The following is an 18015-nucleotide window of genomic DNA, read 5'->3' as shown; positions in this document are numbered from 1 at the left end:
TTGGGTTATTTACTCCATCATCTGTTCTTTGTATGCCTTTCTTACAGGTATGATCGGCACAAATATAAATATCATGATAGAAAATATAAATGCTACGATTCCTGTCATGATATCATATGGAAATGGCAGTATCAGCCAGCCCCATTTTGCTATCTTTCCTGACATCCTCACCGCTGTTCCAAAGCCTCCGAAGAAATAGGAAACCATTCCTCCCATAACGCCAAGTCCCATCAGCGACACAAAAAAGTTTGCTCCTGTGATCTTCGCCAGTATAAATGATATCACCACCAAACATGTTGCTCCTACTGCTATGTACTGCGCGATTTCAATTCTCTTCATCTTCTCTTCTCCTCCTGATCATATATAAAATATTTTCAGCTCCTGCTGATGTACTTATAATACAAGAACCAAAGAGAAGTGTTTTCAGGTGAAGTTTACACTTGCAGGTATTTCGCTTCTGTGAGAAGTTTACAACTGTATGAATTTTGCTTCCGTGTGAAGTTTACACCTGTATAAAATTTTCTTCCATGCGAAGTTTACACAGGTGTGTGTCTTAAAATCTTCCGTCACTGTCAGGTATGTCCGGATCATCCGTCAATATTGTTTCATCGGAAAATAAAGGCTTCCACTCTAACCCGGTATAGGAATATTCCTGCTGCTTTTCATTCCACTGTGCCTCGGAGATCTCAGTATAATAACCACTGAAATAGTCATCGTTAATATGATCTATAAGAAAATCATGATCGCAGTTTTTATAATTCTCCTCTCCGAAGCTTCCTCCGGTTTCATTTCCTATAGTGATGTCTGTGGCTTCCACGTAGCCTACATTATAATATCTCCACGTTCCATCCTGTAATATCTTAAGATATGAGTCATCGTCATACTCACTATCATGCTTGTATGTAACAAGCTCATAATCATCCTCCCGTCTCACGAAAACTGCCAGCTTTGTATCGCCGCAGTAGTAGGTCATGTCCTCATGGACTGTAGTGGTATCCTCATATATTATATTGCGAAGCTCCACCTGGCGGGACTCTTCATCCCAACAGCCAAGCAACAGCTCATCCTCGCCGTCTCCGTCCACATCATAAACTGCATAGAGACAGTCCTTCTTAGGATCCTTATATACCATATAATAGTCATCTGTTTCACCGGTCTGCTGATATCTCTCTACTGTGTCTCTGGCCTGATCAAGCATACCCTCAAATCTGGTCTTTGCACCATCCTCTTCTATATCTTCCGGCTGCTCCTGAGCCCACTGGTCAGATGTGTCACCGGTATCACCCTCCGGAAGTACCGTACCCACATAGTCTTCCCCATTTTTACCTGCACTGTTTTTATCTGAGTCATTTTTGTCCGTCAGGACATGATGAACACCCACGCCGATAGCCACCAACACCGCAGCAGATATTACTCCCACCGTGATCTTTCCTCCGAGGGTTCCCATCATCCTGCCAAGCCCATGAGCACTTTTTGCCATGCCGGAAGACACCTGTCCTGCAGCACCTCCCGGAGCACTACCCGGTGTCTGTCCTGCAGCACCTCCCGGGGCACTACCCGGTGTCTGTCCTGCAGCGCCTGAAGTCACGCCTGAGCTGCCACCTATCCCCATCATAAACTCTGACAGTCCCACATAAGGAAGCCCCACTGTTCCTGCCACGTTATTCCGGAACATGATCCACAGCCACGGAACATTTTTCAGGCTGTATTTTTTTTGTTCGCCTGTTTCCTCAGTAGCTGTATCTTCAATAGCTGAAACTATTGCCGTCCTTGTGTTCTTCAGGATATTTTTTATGACTGCATTCGTCAATCCTGTTTTCGCGGCAATGTCTCCTGTCCTCTCACCAAAGTAATAGTATTTCTGGAACACTATCTTCTCCATAGGTGTAAGTCCATCAACTATCTGCTGTAATCTCCCTGCAAATGTTACATCTCCTGCCTGTTCTTCTGTTATGGTAAGAGCCTCATCCTCTGCCGCATAATCGAAGAAAGCTTCCTCTCCTGAACCTTCATCACATGTACTTTTATCATTTGTACTGCCATCATCTACATTACCATCACCGGAAATATCTGTATCAACACACTGCAATGACACATCATTTACCTGCTTTCCCATCCACTCATAGAAAAGCTCCGTACGTTCAAGTTCATTTACATTTTTATACATACTGTCATAAACAGCCGGTATCTGTGCCAGTGCCATCTGCTCATCCGGGATGATGGTGCGGAGCATTGTATAGGCCGTCCTCACCGTCTCATCATAGAACTCCTGATAGCCGCTGAAATCTCCCATCTTGAATTTTTCTATCTGCCTGCTAATAGCTGAATCCATACGTTTCTTCCCTTCCGTTATTTATCTGTAGAACACCGCGAAAAAATATGTTCCGTCATCTGCCCGGGCAACGCCGATTCCCAGACTTTCACAGTTATCAAGAGTCAGTGCTCCCTCATTTTCCTCATTCATATTATCTACATATCCGTCAAGAGCCGCCTTTACTACCTGCACATCTGTCTTCTCTGCAAATGTATATATCAACCAGCCTGCACTGTATTCTTTAAACTCCAGCAGTGCTTCATTTCCTGCCTTTCTTAATATTGCATTCAGTTCAGCTTCATTGCTGTACCCGGAAGCCTCCGCTTCACTGACAGCAGCTTCCGCTGCCCATTTTGCCGCCGCTTTAAGATTTTCGTCCCTGACAAATTCTATGTCATTGACATTATGAACATCCTGATAGAGGGCATATACTCCTTCACCATATTGTTCCATAGCTTCGGAAGTCACTTTCTCATCGCCGGCTTCAGTTTTTTCATAACCACCTATTTCTTCACCATCATCTATACCTTCATCGTTATCATCAATTTCACTGTCATATGCAGTTTCACCATTATCTGCATCCTCACCGTCATCTATATTTTCACTGCCGCTGTCTTTTATTTGTTCAATACTGCCATCCTTTTCATGTTCAATATCATTGGGGGTTCTATGCAGAAAATGCCATCCGCCGGTTACCAGAAACAGAACCACCAGTGCCACCAAGCCAACTGCAATTACAATTCCGGCAACCCTCTTTTTCTTCCGGTCATTTTTCTGATCCTGCTTCACATCAGCAATCATCTTATTTACCGCATTTACTACCCCGGTATCTTTCTGTGTCTTTGATGGCACTTCTTCATACAAAAGCTTATACAGGTCTTCTCCATTCTGTGCCCCTCTGTTCTCCGGATACAATGCCAGCCCCTTCATTATGGCAGCCTCCACAGATGGTTTTACATCAATCCCCAGCTTGGAAAAAGTCTGCAGATCGTCATGCCTAAGTCTTTCCCGGGCAGGCGTAACCATCCTGCCTGATATACAGGTGTACATGGTTGCACAGACGGAATATATGTCTGAATACGGTCCCACCTGGCCATTTGCAGATACCTGTTCAAGGGGCGTGTAGCCCCCCTTAAAAACCTTGTCCTCGTTATAATCCCCATACTGCCTTGCCGCTCCGAAATCAATTAGCTTAACCTTCCTGTCAGCAGTTATCATAATGTTATCCGGACTTATATCACGATGTATGACACCTCTTTTATGAATCCCTGCCAGGGCATGTATCACAGGCTTCATTATGGCAAGAGTACGGGAAACAGAAAGCTTTCCCCCTCCGGCTTTCACATATTCGTCAAGAGACTGCCCCTCCACATATTCCATCACCAGATAAGCTGTGTTATTCTCCTCTGCAAATGTATATACATTCACCACGCCTGCCTGTTCTCCAAGAAGTGCCAATACCCTGCCCTCCTTGATGAACTGTGCCTTCGCCTTTTCAAACACAGTCTTCTTTTCATCACTGGCGTATACCATAAGGCTTCCGGATCTCCTGTAGCAGCAACCCTTCAGGTAAAATTCCTTGATAGCAACCTTCCTTCCAAGCCTCTCGTCGCACCCAAGATATGTAATTCCAAATCCACCATCTCCAAGAACCTTTTCAATGCGGTATTTGCCGCCATCAATACAGATTCCCGGAGCCAGCCAATATTCTTCCATAGGTTTAATTTCCTTTTATCTTTATACGTTCATCAGCCGTTTATATTGCAAGTCTTCCTAAATCTTTATTTTACTATGCTTTTCTGCATTTGGGTAGCAACAAAACACGCTTTGTGAGTTTTATCTGCTGATAAGCAGTCGCCAAATTCAAACCTGCAGCCATGCTGCAGCATTCTCGTTACCATAACAAAATAAAAAGAAGGACGTTCGTCCTTCTTTTTATTCCCCGCTATTCTTAGTCTCTTAACATATGGAGCTTCTTCGCAAGCTTAACCACAAGATTTCCCTTTGGAAGTCTTAAGAGGTCGTCCTCCTTATACACTCCAAGTCCAAGTATGCACATAAAGTAGAATACAATGGCAATGATCACCGCAATGATCAGGGATACCGAATTAATGTGTACGATCCTGTATATAAGCTGGTAGCTGCCCCAGGCTGCAATTCCCATGAACAGCGAAGCTATGGCAGGTGCCACGAATATCTTCTTCACATCCATGGTAGCTCCGATGGATTTCTTCACTGAAATGCCGTTTAACACACACATTATAAATGAATATACCACTGTTCCGATGACCAGTGCATATATGTTAAGCTCCGTTGCAAACAATATAGGCACAAGGATTATTATGTGTATCACCAGTGCAAATGCTGAATTGATAACCGGCGCCATAACCTTACCTATTCCCTGAAGAACACTGTTGGTCACAGTTGACATTGCATAAAATACCACTGCTATTGCACCTGCAGTCAGAGCACTGGACGCAGTCTTTGTGGCCCCACGAAACAGCAGCTGTACCACCGGTTCTGCCAGCACTGCCATACCGACTGCGCAAGGTATAGTCACAAGCATTGTCATACTTAAGGACTGATTGAATACCTTTTCCGCACTCTTCTTATCTCCCTTTGTATATTCCGCAGAAATACTTGGTATAAGTGCCGTGCCTACTGCCGACGCAATAGATACCGGAAGATTTATCAGCACAGTGTACTGACCTGAGAAGATTCCGTACATATTTGCAGAGTAAACAGTATCCACATGCTTGGTGTTCAATATTCCGTAGAAAATCTTCATATCTACAGTTGTTGTTATGTTGTAGACAAATGAGGCGATTATTATAGGTGTAACAATGAAGAATATCTGTTTGAGCAGACGTGTATATGACTCCTCCTCATGCTTTGTGTCCATCTCCACAGTCTTCATTATCTCTTTTCTCCTGCTGCCATAAGCAATAAGAATAAAGATAAGACCTGCCACAACTCCCATTCCGGTTCCCAATGCTGAGCCCTGCGCGCCATGCATGGCGTATTCTGTGGTTCCCTTTGTGAATGGAAGTGAAAAGAAATACGCTGCTACCACGCTGACAACAGCATTTACCAACTGCTCTATAATCTGGGATATGGAGGTGGGCACCATGGTGTTGTACGCCTGAAGATATCCTCTGTATACTCCGAGAAATCCCGCAAGGAATATGGTAGGTGCAAATAATTTCATACAAGGCAGTGCATTGGGCTGTTCTTTAACAAGCACCGGTGCAAATATATATGTGAGTCCCGCCGCAACGGCTCCCACTACAGCCACATAAACCAGTGAGCACTTAAATACCTGTCTTGCACTCTTGTATTCCTTCATGGCAAGCTTGCCGGATATGATCTTGGAAACTGCCGTAGGAATACTATATGTTGATACCATAAGGATCATGGCATATATTGCATACGCGGATCCATAATAACCATTTCCTTCATCTCCTATTATATGGAACAATGGGGAACGATACAGTACTCCGATTATCCTTGATACAATTCCTGCTCCCGCAAGGATTGCCGCCTGGGCTGCAAAGCCTGACGCCCGCCTCTCTTTATTTTTTGATGTATTATCGCTCATTACACATGTCTCCTGCCAACAATTAATTCTGAAATAATCCCCGAAGCACATCTTTCCCCTTAACATCAGACCAATTAAATGGTATATATGTATTATGCTACATTGAAAAATATATTATATGTATCAGCATAACACATGCAGTTGGAATTATCACACATATATGAAAATACTTCAAGTGTATATTTTTATTAATGTATTTCCTGCCATATCTGATTTATGCATGATACCATAAAATAAAGTTATAAAGGAGAAAAACATGAACTATAAAGACCTTCCCAAAGATCCTATGATACTGCTAAGCTTTGTAAATACCAAGCTGAGGGACGACTTCCCTTCACTGGAAGCCTTCTGTGAAAATTTTAATGTTAAGCCCGAGGATATCTCATCCGCACTGTCCAAGATAGATTATGAATACGACAGCAGCCTTAACAAATTTGTGTAAATCATTCGGCATGATCAATTAAATGGAACAGCAACTATTCTAAATGTGTCTTCGGCACTTGGTACTTCCTACGGCAAGGCTTGCTGCGATGTAACGATGTTAAAGACATCCTTACAGAAAAAGAGGTGGGTCTGATAAAACAGCCCCACCTTTTCTATTAATTTTCTTTTTCTTTATGCTCTACGGCTTTCTTAGCCTCATGATGCGCTTCCATCTTGTGGATCTGATTCTTGATCTTACCTGCCACAGACGACTTTTTCTTTTCTTCCTTAGCAAGCTTTATGGCTGCCTTTTCTTCAGGAGTTTTCTTCTTAAACCTTATATCAAGCTCATCCTCTGTCATATATATTCCATTGCCGGTAGCTTCATCGATTCTCTTAAGATTATCAAAGTCTGCGGTATTATACACATTTGTCTTCTCCATAAGCTTACCGGTACACACCCTGTTTATGTACATGTAACAGCAGGCAAATACAGGAACACCAAGCAGCATTCCATAAAAGCCAAATAATCCGCCACCCACAACAACCGATGTGAGTACCCAGAAGCTTGAGAGTCCCGTAACATCGCCTAAGATCTTAGGTCCCAGTACATTTCCGTCAAACTGCTGGATTATAAGAATGATGAGCAGAAGGATGACACTCATGATAGGATCCGCAATCAGCACTATGATCACACAAGGTACCGCACCTATGATCGGACCGAAGAACGGAATTACATTTGTAACTCCGACTATGGCACTGACCAGAAGTGCATAAGGTATCTTCACGATAGTAGTGACAATAAATGTTATAAGTCCTATTATTATGGAATCCAGAATCTTGCCGCCGATAAACTGGCTGAATATCCTGCTTGTACACTCAACGCCGTCCATAACAAGATTTGCTTTCTTAACACTGAAGGTTGCATAAATGATCTTCTTCATTCTTGTGGAAAGATATTCTTTGTTGAACATAATATATATAGAAGCAATTATTCCAAGGAAGAAGTTGTACACGAACTTAAGACCGCCCATAAGTCCCGTTCCAAGCTTAAGTGCTATCTGATCAAGATTCGGAAGAAAATCTTTGTTTATCCAGGTATTCATCTTCCCATATACGGTATTTACGACCTTCTTAAGATCACTCTCAGGTATATTCGTTTTTTTGAACTTGGCGTACAACATATCAATATTTTTCATTATGTTGTCATAGTATGTATCCATGTTACTGATAAGTAATTTTATACTCTCATATAACTGTGGGATAACCATCCACAGAAGTCCAGCTATTATACCCAGGAATAGTATTACAGTAATTATTACAGAACATGTCCTTGAAGCTTTCTTAGCTTTCTTTCTTGTTTTTATGAGTCTGTCCTCAAACAAAGTAAGAAACAACCTGTCAAAAAACACCAGTACAGGATTCATCAAAAAAGCAATAACCGCACCCACTATTATAGGTGCAGCAGCACTGGTGATCTTACTTCCGACCGCCTTTACTCCCGTCCAGGAATCCAGCAATTTGTTAATAACAAGTGCAGCAACTATGATTCCAAGAACAGTAAATGCCACCCTGAATATCCTCTTTTTTCTTTCTTCTGACATCTTTTCACTCCCACAACTAAAATACTTTTATGTTTCTCTCTAATTTTCGTCTCTGTATACACAGGAATTATAATATTATTTTATTTTTATAGCAATAGTGAACTGTCAATTTTATATTATTTATTTTTAAGAAATGACATGTCTTTATCCCTTTTTCAACTGATCATTACATAGAATTTATATTAACAGGATACAATGCTTCTGTGTTGGGCTGCCGGAATTTTTAAAGTGCTGTATTTACCCTTTAAAGCATTTTTTCGTTTCACAAAAAATCATTGTACATATATATATTACATAGTAAAATATAGCCATGAGTTGCAATTTTAAATCTGCATTGCAGATAAACTGACATTTACAAAGGGGGTGTTTATTATGTTAGCTCAACTCATTTTCTGGTCTGCAATATTTATATTCTGTACTATAGCAGAAATTATGACTCTTGGTCTTACATCAATATGGTTTGCCGGCGGTGCACTGATTGCAGGAATACTTTCCCTGTTCAAGGTGGATTATACTATCCAGATTCTTGTATTCGCCATTACATCGCTTGTACTGCTTGCAGTAACAAGACCATTTGCCAGGAGATTCCTTAACCAGAAAAAGCTGGCAAAAACCAATATAGACGGGTTGATAGGCAAAAAAGCACTGGTCACTGCCGACATTGATAACGTAAATTCAAAGGGGCAGATAAAAATTAATGGTCTGGAATGGACGGCCCGTTCAGTTGATGACGAACCCATACCAATGGGAACTGAGGTTGAAATCACAGCCATTTCCGGTGTGAAGGCTATAGTCAGAAAAGGAAACTGATTTTAACCCATTAGTAATTTATACAAAAAAAGATTTAGTTTTAAACTTAGGAGGTATTTAAAATGGACGGAGCTATCGGAGTTATTCTAACCATTCTCGTATTTGTAGTAATAGTAATCATTCTCAGTACAATCAAAATCGTGCCACAGGCACATGCATACGTAATAGAAAGACTTGGCACCTATAATGGTACATGGTCAGTTGGTCTTCACATGAAAGCACCTATTATCGACAAGGTTGCCAGAAGGGTAACCTTAAAGGAGCAGGTTGTTGACTTCGCTCCACAGCCGGTTATCACAAAGGATAACGTTACAATGCGAATTGATACAGTCGTATTCTTCCAGATCACAGACCCTAAGCTTTTCTGCTATGGTGTTGAAAATCCTATCATGGCTATAGAAAATCTTACGGCTACTACTCTTCGTAACATCATCGGTGATCTTGAGCTTGACCAGACGCTTACATCGAGAGAGACGATCAACACCAAAATGAGATCTACTCTTGACGAGGCTACTGATCCTTGGGGAATAAAGGTAAACCGTGTTGAGTTAAAGAACATCATTCCACCTGCTGCCATTCAGGATGCAATGGAGAAGCAGATGAAAGCAGAGCGTGAAAGACGTGAGCAGATCCTCCGTGCAGAAGGTGAGAAGAAGTCAAAGATCCTTATTGCAGAAGGTAATAAGCAGTCACTTATCCTTGAGGCTGAGGCCGAGAAGGAATCACAGATACTTCGTGCAGAAGCTAAGAAGGAAGCAACTATTAAGGAAGCCGAAGGTCAGGCCCAGGCTATACTTGCAGTACAGCAGGCTAACGCTGATGGTATCAGAGCATTAAATGAATCGTCACCTTCTAATCAGGTCCTTACCATCAAGAGTCTTGAAGCATTTGCCAAGGCTGCAGACGGCAAGTCAACAAAGATCATCATTCCATCAGAAATACAGGGAATCGCAGGTCTTGCTTCATCACTTGTTGAGGTTGCCAAGAAGGATAACTAACAGAGATCTAACGATCATAAAACCGACACAGGCATTGATATTAATCGTTTGATATGAATGACCTAATGTCGATGATTTATACTTGTAATTTGATATTATTGATCCTGTTTGAATTGATTTTAAAAGTATATTTGAAAAATCCCGTGTAGCGGTTATGACATATTCGTATGTCCTCCGCCACCCGGGATTTTCTTTTGCTTCTTCTTTTTTACTTAAGAGTGAAGGTATGCTCATTCATTAAGCTTATACTCAAATCGTCCGCCTTACTATTATAGAAGATTACTGTCAGCGTTGGCTCTGCGTCCTTCGGCATGAATACCAGATAGTATCTTGCAGCCACGGAAGCAGGTGGGATATACTGATCTTCATTTTCGTAGTACTTTATCTGGCTTACACTCACACCGTCTCCGGAGTCAAAATTTATACCGGTGATGTAAGGGAAACTCAGAGTCCTGTCTGTATAGTTCACCCAATTCATTCCTACCACATAGCAGTCATACTCATCTACATCCGGCAGATCATTGTCAGCGGCATACTCTGTCAGGTCAAAATCCTTGTATACAGGCAGATCCACTACAGTACCCGGCTCTATCTTCTCAATGTATGGAAGACTGTACAAATCAAACATAAATCCTGATGTATTGGAAGCATTCTCCGGTATACCTGGCCACTCCATCTCCTGAAGAGGACTGCCCACCAGACATATCATTTCTTCAGTCTGATTTTCAGTTTCCGTTTCATCCACCATATCGTACACCACAAGGTAATCATAATCTACATTTGTGGTAATAAAAAACAAATTTCCATCTCCTGCATATATGCCACTTCTACTGTCACCAATCTCCACATATTTGTCCTGATCATAGGAAAACAATTCAAGTCTTTCCACCGCATCAAGAGGTTTGAGAAAGGTTCCCGACTTTGTATACATATAAAGCTCCGGTACACCCACAGAATCCCCATAACCATAATCAGAATCAGAATTGTATCCACTTGGATAAATATAACTATAATGAACCCTGTAAAGTATACACCCTTCAGGGATATCAAGATTCCCTGAATCAACAATCACCGGCTCATCTACGGTCAAAAGGATGCCCATATCACCATTAAGTCCGGCTATAGCCTCTCCGTAGGAATAGTCCATAACATTAAGATCACTGCCCTTGTCATATACATTTACGGAGTCATAGTAATCGGAATCAATGTAATCAGAGTCAACGTAATCGTTACTGCCAAATCCATCGCCTTCCATATGGTCATCTGATACTATATCTTCATCATCAGAGCCATAGTACCCATCGTCATGGTTTTCATCGCCGTAATATCCGTCATCGTAATATTCGTTATCATAATACTCATCATCATAATCTCCGGTCATTGCCATAAAAACAGATACCGCAACAATTCCTATGCTGACGATTATTATTATCACAGCTGCCAGTCCGATCATCTTCTTTGCCGCTTTGGTCATGTCTCCATTCGGACCGACGATGACTTTTTTGCTGCCATTGTCGCCGGTGGTGCTCCAAGTCCGGCTGGTGCCATTGCTTCCGTTGCCGCCCCATGTTTGACCTGTGCCACTATTGGCAGAACTGTTGAATGTCCGGTCTGTGCTGTCACTTCCGTTACTATCCCAGGTCTGGCCGCCGTCTCCTGAAAATGTGTCATGACACTTTGGTTCTTTAGACGCCATCTTGTTCTCATGATCACAGTCATCACAATCATAGATAGTGCCCTGGTTGTTTTCATTTCCAATGTCGTAATGATTTCCTGTTATATACCAGGCACCGCATTTCGGGCAGAGAAAATCCGTCTTATCCGGATCAAATTTCTTGCCACAGGTTTTACATACCGCTTTCATTCTACGCCCCCTTCTTACATCATATTCTTAATCCTATGCCCCGCTTGGGTATTGGAGCAGCAACCATTGAAATTGCCTGTTTGGTAACGCCCCCTCGTTTACACTCGGCGGCAAGTCGTCAGCACCATTCTAAATGTGTCTTCGACACTTGGTGCTTCCTACGGCAAGGGTTGCTGCAGCGTAACGATGTCTCCGACATCATTACAATAATCTAATTTCAGCCCATTTAAAATTCAATTTTCAAAATTCCAAATGGGCTGATAGATCATCTTTTATATTATGTTTTAGTTGTGCTTGTAGTAGTTGATGAGACATCCGTCAACGATTATCTGTCTCTCGTCGTCTGTGAGAGAACCAAGCTTAAGCTCAAGCTCTGCGAAATCCTTGTTGACCACATATGCCTTGATAACCTCATCCTTGTTTATCACTGCCTGTCTAATGCCAGGAATGAAGATACAGTCATCATTTTCAAAATCAAAGTCCTTCTCAATTACAAACGGAAGCATACCCCAGTTGATAAGGTTTGAACGATATCTCTTGGTTGCGTACTCCTTGGCGATATTTGCCCAGCCGCCTAATACCTTCTGGCATGAAGCAGCCTGCTCACGGGCCGAACCGTCTCCCGGCTTAACTGCGAATATTGTGCTTCCTACGCCTGTATTTGATCCGCATACATCAGGGTATCTATCTTTGATAGTGTGCATGATATCCTTCATCCATGGATAAGCCTTACCCATGCACTCACCGGACTCTCTCACCTTCTCTACTGCCTGAACTGCCTTTGCACGGCCTACATATTCAGGATCCTTTCTTGAAAGGGTGAACTCTGCAAGTCCAAGAGGATTTGATCTGTATGATGAAGTCTCACCTGATGGGATAAGCTCGTCTGTTGTGGTTACAGGGTCATGTATAACTGACGCAACCTTGAGGACAAGATTGTCTGTAAGGGCAACCATCTCAGGCCAGTCCTTGATATTCGGACCAAACTTGATCTCTACACTTGGGTCTGCCTTTCCTACTCCGTTATATACTCTTCTGTCGTAGATATTTCTGTCGAAGAAATACTTCTGTCCCTTGTACTCAACATCAAGATCAGTTGCAGGTGTAAGATATCCCTTATTTGCCGCTGTTGCTGCAATAGAACGTGCGTCCATAAGAGCAACTGATGATATCTGACCATTCTGTATCTTTGAGCCCTCTCTGTTAGGGAAGTTACGTGTTGAATGTCTGATTGAAAATGCATTATTTGCCGGAGTATCTCCTGCACCGAAACATGGTCCACAGAATGCAGTCTTGACAATGGCACCTGTCTCAATGAGGTCTGCAAGAACACCATTCTTAGCAAGCTCCATATATATAGGAGTTGAAGCAGGGTATACTGATAATGTGAACTCATCATCACCTATGCTCTTTCCTCTTATTATATCGGCAGCCTCACAGATATTCTCAAAGCCACCACCGGCACAGCCTGCGATGATACCCTGATCTACATAAAGCTTACCGTTTCTTACCTTATCCTTTAATGAGTAATCGACCTTACCGTCAAGGCTTACAAGTGCTCTCTTCTCAACATCTGCAAGAACATCTGCAAGATTGGCATTTACGTCCTCGATAGTGTATGTATTACTTGGATGGAATGGCATGGCGATCATTGGCTTGATCTTTGAAAGATCTACATATACAACGCCATCGTAATATGCCACGTCACCGGGATTCATTTCCTTATATGCTTCCGGTCTGTAGTGAACATCGTACCACTCCTTGATCTTCTCATCAGTCTTCCAGATTGATGACAGACATGTGGTCTCTGTTGTCATTACGTCTATACCGATACGGAAGTCTGCCGAAAGCTTATCAACACCAGGTCCCACAAACTCCATTACCTTATTCTTAACATAACCACAGCCAAATGTTGCACCGATTATGGCAAGAGCCACATCCTGAGGACCTACGCCCCTGGCAACCTCGCCGTCAAGGTAAATAGCTACTACGCCCGGTCTTGCAACATCATAGGTCTTACAGAGAAGCTGCTTTGCCAGCTCTCCGCCGCCTTCACCGATAGCCATTGTACCTAAGGCTCCATAACGTGTATGTGAATCAGAACCAAGTATCATTGCTCCGCACTCTGCAAGCATTTCTCTTGCGTACTGATGTATTACTGCCTGATGAGGTGGTACATATACACCACCGAATTTCTTGGCACAGGAAAGTCCAAACATGTGGTCATCCTCATTGATGGTTCCACCTACCGCACAAAGTGAGTTGTGACAGTTTGTAAGTACATATGGAATAGGAAATTCCTTAAGTCCTGACGCTCTTGCTGTCTGGATGATTCCTACAAATGTTATATCGTGGGAAGTCATCTTATCAAACTTTATCTTAAGGTTCTCCATATTGCCTGAAGTATTATGCTTCTCAAGGATTCCATATGCCATGGTATTCTTTGAGGCTTCTTCCTTTGATGGTGCACTTCCGAGCTTGGATGAAAGTATTGCTGCAGCGTCTGCATTATCTTCCACAAGTTCCTTACCGTTTAAAAGATAAGCACCATGTTCAAATAAGTTAATCATGTCTGTTCCTCCTAATCTCAAACATCAGACTGCACGGGACCGATGTTATCTGAATCTGTTTTGTAATATCCCCTATCCATTTTCATGAAAGGCCTGATATATTTTATCACAATATCATATACTTGTGAACAAAAATTATCGTCAGGAATTAATCTTTAAGCCTGAACTTGCTGCCGGTTGAAGGCGGTTCATTCTTATTACCTAAATCCGCTTCACTGGAGCGCGTATTACTTTGAGCGTCCTCAGAACTCGCATCACCCATTGTATTCTTCTGACCATCATCTACTGTCTTATTATGGGCATTATCTTCATCAGCCCCAGATACTTTCGATAAATTTTCATAGTCACCTGATATATCACCATAAAGATTGGCTTTCTCTCCGCTGCTAAACACATCTTCTCCTATGGACATGTTCTTCAAGCGTTCCTGCATATTCTCCCGCCTTAACTGTTCCTCATACTCTTCTATTTTCTGCTTTTCTATTTTTTCTCTCTTCATCTTTCTGTCAAGAAGCCATAAATACAGTGCAAATGATCCTGCTATGATAACCACTATGATCACTATCATTATGAGATTATAATTCGGGAACATGTCTGCGTATTCCTCAGCCGACTTTCCTGTTACCGGATGGGACTCCGTTGCGTCCGGTCCGTCCTGGTTCTCACGGGTATTTTCAGTTTCATGATCACCAAAATCCGCGTCACTCTTAAGGAAATACTCATAGCCTACCCGGTTGCCGCCATGGTCGTCCCAGGTAAGGTCTATGTTATACCAGTAACCGTCTACCTTTACCCTGTTCCACAGATGTTCGCCACCATTTCCATATCCATATTCACAGGTAACGGGAACTCCCGCTTTTTTCATTATCATGTAGAAGGAAAGGGCATAGCCGTTACAGCTTGAACCGCCGATATACAGTGCATTAAAGGATCCTCCGGCAGCTATATCGTACTCATTATGTAATATAATATAGTCATGGACCGCCTTTACCTTTTCATAATCGGAAAGGCCTTTGATCTTATTCGCAATGAGAGTTGTCCTTAAATTAACAAGCATGCTCTTCACTCTGCTCATGCGCCTTATATTTATCTTTACGTTGCAATAATCTCCCTTGTCTCTTGTGGTATAACTGAATGCATAGAACTCACCGCCGGCATACATGTTCTTCTCCATGATGCCATCAAGGATCCACTGGTAGTCAAGATACGGATCATTTTCAGTCTTAATTGAAAATGAATTACTGTATCTCAGTGCGCCTCTTACCACCGCATCATTTGCATCGTCATCATTGGAAATAACTCCAAATGATACCGGAATAGCCCTAAGTATAATGTTGTATGCGATTATAACAAGGACTATGATCTCTATGACCAGTCTGCTCTTGCTCTTTTTCTTCCTTCCTGTCAGCTTCATTTTTAATTTCTCCTCCCATTTAATATCGGCTCATTTAACATTTGCCTTAATTCCGAATATACACGTCTATTTTATCACATATATTCCCCCTGGAAAATATACAAATTACAGGGTGCCTCCTCCATTAAATCATGATTTATGAATTCTTACCTGTCTTAATCGCAGGAATTACTGTTCTTTCATATGAAATATATCCAAGTCTCCCTGTAAACTTCCCACTTTACAGATTTCTTACACATGATATAATTGTATAGATTATGATTTTTTATCAATAATCGGGTTTATATGGCGGTTATCAATGTTTTTTCGTCATATTTGTCATATTTGTATTACACAAGGAGATGCGAAAGTGAAGGACACAATCGAAATAAGATGGCACGGCCGTGGCGGTCAAGGTGCCAAGACAGCAGCCCTTTTGCTTGCAGACGTTGCCTTTAAAACAGGCAAATATGTTCAGGGATTTCCTGAGTATGGTCCGGAGCGTATGGGTGCCCCAATCACAGCTTATAACAGAATAAGCAGCGACCCTATCAGGGTTCATTCTAATATCTACACTCCACTGTATGTAGTTGTTGTAGATGAATCACTTATTGAATCTGTTGATGTTACTGCCGGTCTTAAGGAGGATGGTGCTATCGTTGTAAATACTCCAAAGAGTGCCGACGAGATACGCCCTCACCTTAACGGATATAAGGGTAAAGTATATACACTTGATGCAAGGGAGATCTCCATGCAGACTCTGGGAAAGAACTTCCCTAACTCTCCTATGCTTGCTGCCATCGTTGCAGTCAGCGGTATCATGGAGAAGGATGCCTTTCTTGCAGACATGAGAGTTTCATACAAGCACAAATTCGCCAAGAAGCCTGAAGTTATCGAAGGCAACATGAAGGCACTTGAGCTTGCATTTGCGGAGGTAACAAAATAATGAGAACAGATATCAGCAAAATCCATGAAAAAACCAGATATCAGGATATCACTCCCGGTAATCAGGTATATGGCGGCGGAACTTCAAAGGCTTTTAATACCGGTGAATGGAGAACTGCAACCCCTGTTATAGATGAAAGCAAATGTGTACACTGTCTTTTATGTGCGCCTGTGTGTCCTGACAGTTGTATACCTGTAATAAGCGGCAAAAGGCTTGCATTTGACCTTGACCACTGCAAGGGCTGTGGTATATGTGCATACCAGTGTAAGTTCGGTGCCATCACAATGAAGGAGGGCAAATAATATGGGTATCAGAGAACGCTTATCCGGAAATGAGGCGGTTGCACATGCTATCAAGCAGATCAACCCTGATGTAATGCCTGCATTCCCTATCACTCCTTCAACTGAGATACCTCAGTTTGTTTCTACTTTTATCTCCAACGGAGAGATCGATACAGAATTTATTCCTGTGGAGAGTGAACACAGTGCCATGAGTGCTGCCATCGGTGCAGAGGCTGCCGGCTGCCGTACTCTTACAGCCACATCCTCATGTGGTATGGCTCTTATGTGGGAGGAGCTTTATGTGGCAGCTTCCAACAGACTTCCTCTGGCTCTTGCACTTGTAAACAGAGCCTTATCCGGTCCTATCAATATCAACTGTGATCACTCAGACAGTATGGGTGCAAGGGATACAGGATGGATCCAGATATATGCAGAGAACAATCAGGAGGTATATGATAACTTCGTCCAGGCTTACAGAATCGCAGAACATAAGGATGTAAGACTTCCTATCATGGTATGCCAGGATGGATTCATCACAAGCCATGCTGTAGAGAATATTGAGCTTATTGAGACAGACCAGGTCAAGAAGTTCGTAGGCGAATATGAGCCTGAGCAGTATCTCTTAAATCCTAAAATGCCTATGGCTATGGGACCTTATGCCACTTCCCCATTCTACATGGAGACCAAGATGGCACAGAACGAGGCAATGAAGAATGCCAAAAAAGTCATTCTTGATGTGGCAGATGAATTTGCCCGGATGACAGGAAGACAGTACGGCTTCTTCGAGGAATACAGACTTGAGGACGCTGATTACGCCATTGTCATGATAGGTTCTGCAGCAGGTACCACAAAGGATGCCATAGATGAACTTAGAAATCAGGGCAAGAAGGTTGGTCTTCTTAAGCTTCGTGTATTCAGACCATTCCCTGGCGATGAGATTGCCAAGGCACTGTCCCACACAAAAGCAGTTGCCATATTAGACAGATCAGAAGGCTTCAGAGCCGGTGGCGGCCCTCTCTCAGCAGAGATTAAGGAGCATTTCTACGACGCAGGACTTACCACAAAGGCTGTCAGCTATATATACGGTCTGGGCGGTCGTGATTACACTGTAGATGAAGCTAAGCAGGTATACGCTGAACTTGAAGATATGATCGAGAACGGAACCAAGCTTCCACAGTATCGGTATATAGGACTTAGAAAATAGGAGGTAAGAT

The 18015-nt window shown here is 42.4% G+C and carries 14 protein-coding genes; 6 read left to right on the top strand and 8 right to left on the bottom strand.

The genetic code is table 11. The annotated features are described in order from the left end of the window. Positions 1–9: 9 nt before the first annotated feature. From DXB54_RS07390 to DXB54_RS07375, 4 genes are all read right to left on the bottom strand, one after another. Entirely contained in the window at positions 10–339 is a 330-nt protein-coding gene (locus DXB54_RS07390) for a hypothetical protein (protein ID WP_021938230.1), read from the bottom strand. 214 nt (positions 340–553) lie between these two features. Continuing rightward, positions 554–2332, bottom strand: coding sequence for a hypothetical protein (locus DXB54_RS07385; protein ID WP_118694755.1), 1779 nt, complete (start codon positions 2330–2332; stop codon positions 554–556). Positions 2333–2353: 21 nt separating this feature from the next. Next, the gene (locus DXB54_RS07380; RefSeq protein WP_118694754.1) at positions 2354–4030 is read right to left on the bottom strand and encodes a serine/threonine protein kinase; all 1677 of its coding nucleotides are present in this window, start codon (positions 4028–4030) and stop codon (positions 2354–2356) included. A gap of 235 nt (positions 4031–4265) precedes the next feature. Beyond that, a complete protein-coding gene (locus DXB54_RS07375) occupies positions 4266–5912 on the bottom strand; it encodes a putative polysaccharide biosynthesis protein (RefSeq protein ID WP_118694753.1) in 1647 nt (548 codons plus the stop codon). Positions 5913–6168: 256 nt separating this feature from the next. Between DXB54_RS07375 and DXB54_RS07370 the strand changes: the two genes are divergently transcribed. Then, positions 6169–6354, top strand: a complete 186-nt coding sequence (locus DXB54_RS07370) for a DUF4250 domain-containing protein (protein ID WP_021938234.1) — start codon at positions 6169–6171, stop codon at positions 6352–6354. A 157-nt stretch (positions 6355–6511) separates the two neighbouring features. Here DXB54_RS07370 and DXB54_RS07365 read toward each other — a convergent pair whose 3' ends face one another. Then, on the bottom strand, positions 6512–7939 hold the full coding sequence (locus DXB54_RS07365; protein WP_118694752.1) for an AI-2E family transporter: 1428 nt from the start codon (positions 7937–7939) through the stop codon (positions 6512–6514). 372 nt (positions 7940–8311) lie between these two features. Between DXB54_RS07365 and DXB54_RS07360 the strand changes: the two genes are divergently transcribed. Together DXB54_RS07360 and DXB54_RS07355 are read left to right on the top strand one after the other, a co-directional pair. Further along, positions 8312–8749, top strand: a complete 438-nt coding sequence (locus tag DXB54_RS07360; protein ID WP_021938236.1) for an NfeD family protein — start codon at positions 8312–8314, stop codon at positions 8747–8749. Positions 8750–8811: 62 nt separating this feature from the next. Next, positions 8812–9747 carry an SPFH domain-containing protein gene (locus DXB54_RS07355; protein WP_021938237.1) on the top strand — a complete coding sequence of 312 codons (936 nt, stop codon included), beginning with the start codon at positions 8812–8814 and terminating at the stop codon, positions 9745–9747. 208 nt (positions 9748–9955) lie between these two features. Here the strand turns inward: DXB54_RS07355 and DXB54_RS07350 are convergent, their stop codons facing one another. The 3 genes from DXB54_RS07350 to DXB54_RS07340 form a co-directional block, all read right to left on the bottom strand. After that, entirely contained in the window at positions 9956–11611 is a 1656-nt protein-coding gene (locus DXB54_RS07350; protein ID WP_118694751.1) for a hypothetical protein, read from the bottom strand. A gap of 284 nt (positions 11612–11895) precedes the next feature. Continuing rightward, positions 11896–14181, bottom strand: a complete 2286-nt coding sequence (locus DXB54_RS07345; protein ID WP_021938239.1) for a hydratase — start codon at positions 14179–14181, stop codon at positions 11896–11898. Positions 14182–14329: 148 nt separating this feature from the next. Continuing rightward, a complete protein-coding gene (locus DXB54_RS07340) occupies positions 14330–15595 on the bottom strand; it encodes a transglutaminase domain-containing protein (RefSeq protein WP_118694750.1) in 1266 nt (421 codons plus the stop codon). Between the two features lie 349 nt (positions 15596–15944). Between DXB54_RS07340 and DXB54_RS07335 the strand changes: the two genes are divergently transcribed. Genes DXB54_RS07335 through porA form a run of 3 tightly spaced genes read left to right on the top strand, consistent with a single transcriptional unit; the run spans position 15945 to position 18005 of the window. Then, complete coding sequence (locus DXB54_RS07335; protein WP_021938241.1) at positions 15945–16520, top strand: 2-oxoacid:acceptor oxidoreductase family protein; 576 nt, start codon at positions 15945–15947, stop codon at positions 16518–16520. Continuing rightward, the gene (locus DXB54_RS07330; protein ID WP_021938242.1) at positions 16520–16822 is read left to right on the top strand and encodes a 4Fe-4S binding protein; all 303 of its coding nucleotides are present in this window, start codon (positions 16520–16522) and stop codon (positions 16820–16822) included. The genes DXB54_RS07335 and DXB54_RS07330 overlap by 1 nt, the downstream gene beginning before the upstream one ends. 1 nt (position 16823) lies before the next feature. Next, complete coding sequence (gene porA, locus DXB54_RS07325; protein ID WP_118694749.1) at positions 16824–18005, top strand: pyruvate ferredoxin oxidoreductase; 1182 nt, start codon at positions 16824–16826, stop codon at positions 18003–18005. The last annotated feature ends 10 nt before the right edge of the window (positions 18006–18015 follow it).

The sequence above is a fragment of the Coprococcus sp. OM04-5BH genome, assembly GCF_003482105.1.
In the GTDB taxonomy this organism is placed as follows: domain Bacteria; phylum Bacillota; class Clostridia; order Lachnospirales; family Lachnospiraceae; genus Coprococcus.
The sequence above is the reverse complement of the archived record's forward strand: the minus strand, read 5'-3'. Positions and strand labels throughout refer to the sequence as shown.

Bases quoted from the DNA above. Each gene is read 5' to 3' on its own strand.
- DXB54_RS07390 (WP_021938230.1), bottom strand. From the start codon at position 339: ATGAAGAGAATTGAAATCGCGCAGTACATAGCAGTAGGAGCAACATGT.
- DXB54_RS07385 (WP_118694755.1), bottom strand. From the start codon at position 2,332: ATGGATTCAGCTATTAGCAGGCAGATAGAAAAATTCAAGATGGGAGAT.
- DXB54_RS07380 (WP_118694754.1), bottom strand. From the start codon at position 4,030: ATGGAAGAATATTGGCTGGCTCCGGGAATCTGTATTGATGGCGGCAAA.
- DXB54_RS07375 (WP_118694753.1), bottom strand. From the start codon at position 5,912: ATGAGCGATAATACATCAAAAAATAAAGAGAGGCGGGCGTCAGGCTTT.
- DXB54_RS07370 (WP_021938234.1), top strand. From the start codon at position 6,169: ATGAACTATAAAGACCTTCCCAAAGATCCTATGATACTGCTAAGCTTT.
- DXB54_RS07365 (WP_118694752.1), bottom strand. From the start codon at position 7,939: ATGTCAGAAGAAAGAAAAAAGAGGATATTCAGGGTGGCATTTACTGTT.
- DXB54_RS07360 (WP_021938236.1), top strand. From the start codon at position 8,312: ATGTTAGCTCAACTCATTTTCTGGTCTGCAATATTTATATTCTGTACT.
- DXB54_RS07355 (WP_021938237.1), top strand. From the start codon at position 8,812: ATGGACGGAGCTATCGGAGTTATTCTAACCATTCTCGTATTTGTAGTA.
- DXB54_RS07350 (WP_118694751.1), bottom strand. From the start codon at position 11,611: ATGAAAGCGGTATGTAAAACCTGTGGCAAGAAATTTGATCCGGATAAG.
- DXB54_RS07345 (WP_021938239.1), bottom strand. From the start codon at position 14,181: ATGATTAACTTATTTGAACATGGTGCTTATCTTTTAAACGGTAAGGAA.
- DXB54_RS07340 (WP_118694750.1), bottom strand. From the start codon at position 15,595: ATGAAGCTGACAGGAAGGAAGAAAAAGAGCAAGAGCAGACTGGTCATA.
- DXB54_RS07330 (WP_021938242.1), top strand. From the start codon at position 16,520: ATGAGAACAGATATCAGCAAAATCCATGAAAAAACCAGATATCAGGAT.
- porA (WP_118694749.1), top strand. From the start codon at position 16,824: ATGGGTATCAGAGAACGCTTATCCGGAAATGAGGCGGTTGCACATGCT.